This is a genomic window from Arenimonas sp. (assembly GCF_035312645.1).
Taxonomy (GTDB): domain Bacteria; phylum Pseudomonadota; class Gammaproteobacteria; order Xanthomonadales; family Xanthomonadaceae; genus Arenimonas.
The window spans coordinates 1-3,827 of the sequence record NZ_DATGBO010000105.1; the positions used below are offsets into that span (position 1 = coordinate 1).

A 3,827-nucleotide genomic window follows, 5' to 3' on the forward strand; every position below is an offset into this window, starting at 1 on the left:
CGCATCTGTCGCCCATTCGCGCGACGCCATGCGCTTTTCCAGCCAGTCATAGGCGGTGTCGAGCATATCGCGCGCCCGCTGCACACCGAACGGGTCATGATCTTCCGCGGTTCGCATCGCGTCGAAGACGATCTTCTGCTGCGGCGTCGAGATGTAATTGTCGAAGAAGCGATCGAGCATGCGCACATCGAGCGCAGCATCGGCGTCCGCGGGAATCAGCCGCACCGGGCCGGGCCTGTGCACGCCCAGGTATTCGATGATGCAGGTCGCTTCAAATATCGTGCGCTCGCCATCGACAAGCACGGGGAAGCGCTTTATCGGCCAAAGTTCGCCGAGCTCGCGCATCGCCGGGCTGTCCGGGCCATCCAGCGAACGCGGCTCGAACTCGATCGCATTCTCGTACAACGCGATGAGCACCTTCTGGCAGTACGAGGAGAACGGGTGGAAGTAGAGTTGCAAAGGCATGACCGGCACTCCAGGCGAGACCCGGTTTCAGAGTACATTCTTGCCCGGAAGAAATTCCACCCTGACTCCTGTTTCGCGCCCTCGAAGAAAATCCGCCCAGGCTTTGGAGAGTCCACATGATCAGCAAGAACACGATTTGCCTCTGGTACGACGGCACCGCGTTGGACGCGGCAACTTTCTACGCCAAGACCTTCCCCGATAGCGCGGTGAAAGCCATCCATCACGCGCCCGGCGACTACCCCGATGGCAAGCAAGGCAGTGTCTTGACGGTCGAGTTCACCGTGATGGGCATTCCCTGCCTGGGCTTGAACGGCGGGCCTGTGTTCAAGCACAGCGAGGCGTTCTCGTTCCAGGTGATGACCGACGATCAGGCAGAAACCGATCGCTTGTGGAATGCGATTGTCGGCAACGGCGGCCAGGAAAGTCAGTGCGGTTGGTGCAAGGACAAATGGGGGCTGTCGTGGCAGATCACGCCACGCGCCTTGATGGCGGCGATCACCGATCCTGATCCGGCCGCCGCCAAACGCGCATTCAACGCCATGATGGAAATGGGGAAGATCGATATCGCTGCGGTCGAGGCGGCGCGGCGCGGCTGAAGCTCGCCGACGCGCGCCTGATCGCCGCGGCGACGCGGGCGCGCGTCACCTCATCACGACGATTCCTTCTCGAAGACGAGCATCGTCGGCGCGATGCCGAACACGCGCCGGCAGGTGCGGGTGAAGTGCGCTGCATCGGCAAAGCCGGCGGCATGGGATGCCTCCGTCCACGACATGCCGCACGTCGCGGCCGCGATCGCATGTTCGGCGCGCGCCCAGAGCAGCCAGGCGCGAAATGAGGTGCCGGTCTGGGCCACGAATAGATGCCGGAACCTTCCCGGCGACAGATGCACCGCCGCGGCGACGTCCTGCAATCGCATGGCCGTAGCGAGGTGTTGGCGCATCCACTCCAGCGCCGCCGTGATTCGCGGGTCCGGGCGCGGCGCGGTGAGCGGATCGCCGGCGATGCGGCAGATCGCTGCACGTGCGAATTGGACCAAGCGCGCATCGGTCGCGCCAGACAGGTATTCGCTTCGCAGACCGGCCGCGCAAGCCTCCGCTTCTTCGTCCGACAGCAAGGCTACATCCCATCCGGCGAATCGCTGTCGCAGCGCCGCGCCGGGGATGGAGTTGGGTTCGATGAAGAGCGTGGCGACCGCGGTGTCGCAGCCATCAAGGCAATGCGCCTGGTCGGGCATCACGATCAGGCCAGCACACGCGCGCGATTCGGGCCAGGATTGCGCCCGCGCGCGGAATCGGCCTTCGAGTGCCAGCGACACTTGTATCGCGTGGTGGGCGTGCTCAGGCACCTGTCCGACGTGGCGCCCGACCCAAATACTGCCACCAGACCAGACAATGACCCGCCCGACGCCGGCCAGCGCCCGCTTTCGGGTCTCGGCGACAACATCGGTACTCGTCATGGTCCGTCCTCTGATCAGCCCCTACGTTCAAGACCGTTGCTCGCACAGTGCCCAAACTTTGCCCCACAGGCCACTTCCGGTCTGCACCAAGCCAAGGACCACTGCCATGAACACCGACTCCAAATCTTGCACCTGCAATCCCTGCATTGGCGCCGCCTGCACCTGCGGCTGCCAGACGCCCGCAGCCACGCCATCCACCTGCAGCTGCGGCTGCCAGCAGGGCGCGCCCTGCAACTGCGGAACACACTGACCGCCATGGCCAACTCCCCACTGCCGACCTGCTTTCTTCGTGGCGCAGGAATCACCCTCCTGTTCGCATTGATGTTTCCCGCATTTGCACACGCCGACGAGGTGCCGGTGACCCGTCCCGGCTACAAGCTGCAAGTGCAGCAGCAGGGCCAGGGGCCGGTGGTGGTCGTGTTCGAGTCAGGCTTCGGACAGGGCGCCGGTGTGTGGAAGGCCGTCATCGCCGACCTCGGCGCCGAGTGCCGGTGCATCGCGTATGCGCGCACCGGTCTCGGAACATCCGGCACGGACGGGACGCCGAACACCATCGAAAAGCACCTGCAGGATCTAGGCGCTGTCATCGATGCGCTCGCGCCGAACGAAAGAATCGTGTTGGTGGGGCACTCCTACGGCGGCCTGCTGGCCACCGAGTACGCACGCCGCCATCCCGATCGCCTCAAGGGCCTCGTGCTCGTGGACCCGGCGACGATGGGCCAGCGCCGCGATTCCGAGCACGCCGATCACGATCGCGTGCTGGCCGACGACAAGGCGATGCTGGCAATGCTGCCGCCTGCGCTGGCGAAGGACTACCAGCTGTTGATCACGGAGTTGGACAGTGAGGCGGCCGTATCGCCGCGCGCCGAACCCGACGTGCCGGTCGCCTTGCTCACCTCGACACTGGTGGCCGCCGAGCCTTTCGTGTTCGAGGAAACAGCGCAGGGCAAGGCGCTGTGGAAAAGCGAGCATGCGGATCTGTTCGCCGGTTTCTCGCGCGGCACCCATCAGTACTTCGCCACCGGCCACAACATCCACCGCGAGAATCCGAAGGCCGTCGCAGATGCAGTTCGGAATATCGTGGCGGCGCCTGGTCCTTCCGTCGCGACTCGATGAATCGATCCGGTAAAGGAGACGGAGAAAATCAATTTTCCCTGTCTCCGTTACTCAGATGCTCATGGCCGTCTCTCCTTGTCAGCTACCTGGACTGCACCAGTTCAACAAGCTCCTCCCTCCCAGCACCTGTCAATGCAATAGCAGCCTCAGGAACTGCTCCTCTTGAGCCTTGCTTTCAAACAGAATGCTGATGTCCTCCGCCTCTGATCCGGCAATTGTTGAATGGTGCAGTACCACATCGTTTCGCGTGAGCACGGCAAAATGCCGCTGATGATCACCATAGAATTGCGACATGCGTGCACGATCCGGGCCGGTCAGCATCAGTTTTACGCCGATCAACTGGCCTGAACGAATCGGCGCGATTCCGCCAGGCGAAAACTCAATGCTGGAGCCGCACCGTGTAATTGCGCGCCCCATTTCAAGCGTTGAAAAGTCCTTGAAATTGCTTTCCGGGACGCACCATTTCAACGGCGGTATCTCGATCTGCGCAATCGCTTTCTTTGCATCCTTGAGTTGACTCTCGTTTTCGGTCGCAGAGCAAGCACACAGCGAGACGGTCAGAGCCAACATCAGAGCCCGTTGCAACTTCATCATCAGTGATCCCTCAAAATCATTCCGCCATTTTTAATGAGAAGAACAGGGGGCTGTCCAGAGCGAAATTTCGCTCAAACGAAACCCCACCCTGCCCCGCGCTTCTCCTGCTTCGCGCCTAACCCCGCCGCGCTGGCAAAAACCGCGGGTTGCGCAGCAGCCCCGCTGAGACCAGCGACACCAGCACGCCGACCGGGAA

At 62.6% G+C, this 3,827-nt stretch carries 5 protein-coding genes; 2 read left to right on the plus strand and 3 right to left on the minus strand.

The annotated features are described in order from the left end of the window. On the minus strand, positions 1 to 465 hold a 465-nt coding region (locus VKM35_RS09870), incomplete at its 3' end, for a glutathione S-transferase family protein (RefSeq protein WP_324320849.1). A gap of 116 nt (positions 466 to 581) precedes the next feature. Between VKM35_RS09870 and VKM35_RS09875 the strand changes: the two genes are divergently transcribed. Beyond that, positions 582 to 1,061: a VOC family protein gene (locus VKM35_RS09875; protein WP_324320850.1), complete on the plus strand. Its 480-nt coding sequence runs from the start codon at positions 582 to 584 to the stop codon at positions 1,059 to 1,061. Between the two features lie 53 nt (positions 1,062 to 1,114). Here VKM35_RS09875 and VKM35_RS09880 read toward each other — a convergent pair whose 3' ends face one another. Beyond that, a complete protein-coding gene (locus tag VKM35_RS09880) occupies positions 1,115 to 1,921 on the minus strand; it encodes an AraC family transcriptional regulator (RefSeq protein WP_324320851.1) in 807 nt (268 codons plus the stop codon). A gap of 126 nt (positions 1,922 to 2,047) precedes the next feature. Between VKM35_RS09880 and VKM35_RS09885 the strand changes: the two genes are divergently transcribed. Continuing rightward, positions 2,048 to 3,037: an alpha/beta hydrolase gene (locus VKM35_RS09885; RefSeq protein WP_324320852.1), complete on the plus strand. Its 990-nt coding sequence runs from the start codon at positions 2,048 to 2,050 to the stop codon at positions 3,035 to 3,037. 129 nt (positions 3,038 to 3,166) lie between these two features. On the opposite strand, the gene VKM35_RS09890 is transcribed toward VKM35_RS09885, so the two are convergent. After that, positions 3,167 to 3,631 (minus strand): hypothetical protein, encoded by a 465-nt coding sequence (locus VKM35_RS09890; protein ID WP_324320853.1) that lies wholly within the window; start codon positions 3,629 to 3,631, stop codon positions 3,167 to 3,169. Positions 3,632 to 3,827 lie beyond the last annotated feature (196 nt).

Coding starts and splice junctions, on each gene's coding strand:
- VKM35_RS09875 (WP_324320850.1), top strand. CDS start 582: ATGATCAGCAAGAACACGATTTGCCTCTGGTACGACGGCACCGCGTTG.
- VKM35_RS09880 (WP_324320851.1), bottom strand. CDS start 1,921: ATGACGAGTACCGATGTTGTCGCCGAGACCCGAAAGCGGGCGCTGGCC.
- VKM35_RS09890 (WP_324320853.1), bottom strand. CDS start 3,631: ATGATGAAGTTGCAACGGGCTCTGATGTTGGCTCTGACCGTCTCGCTG.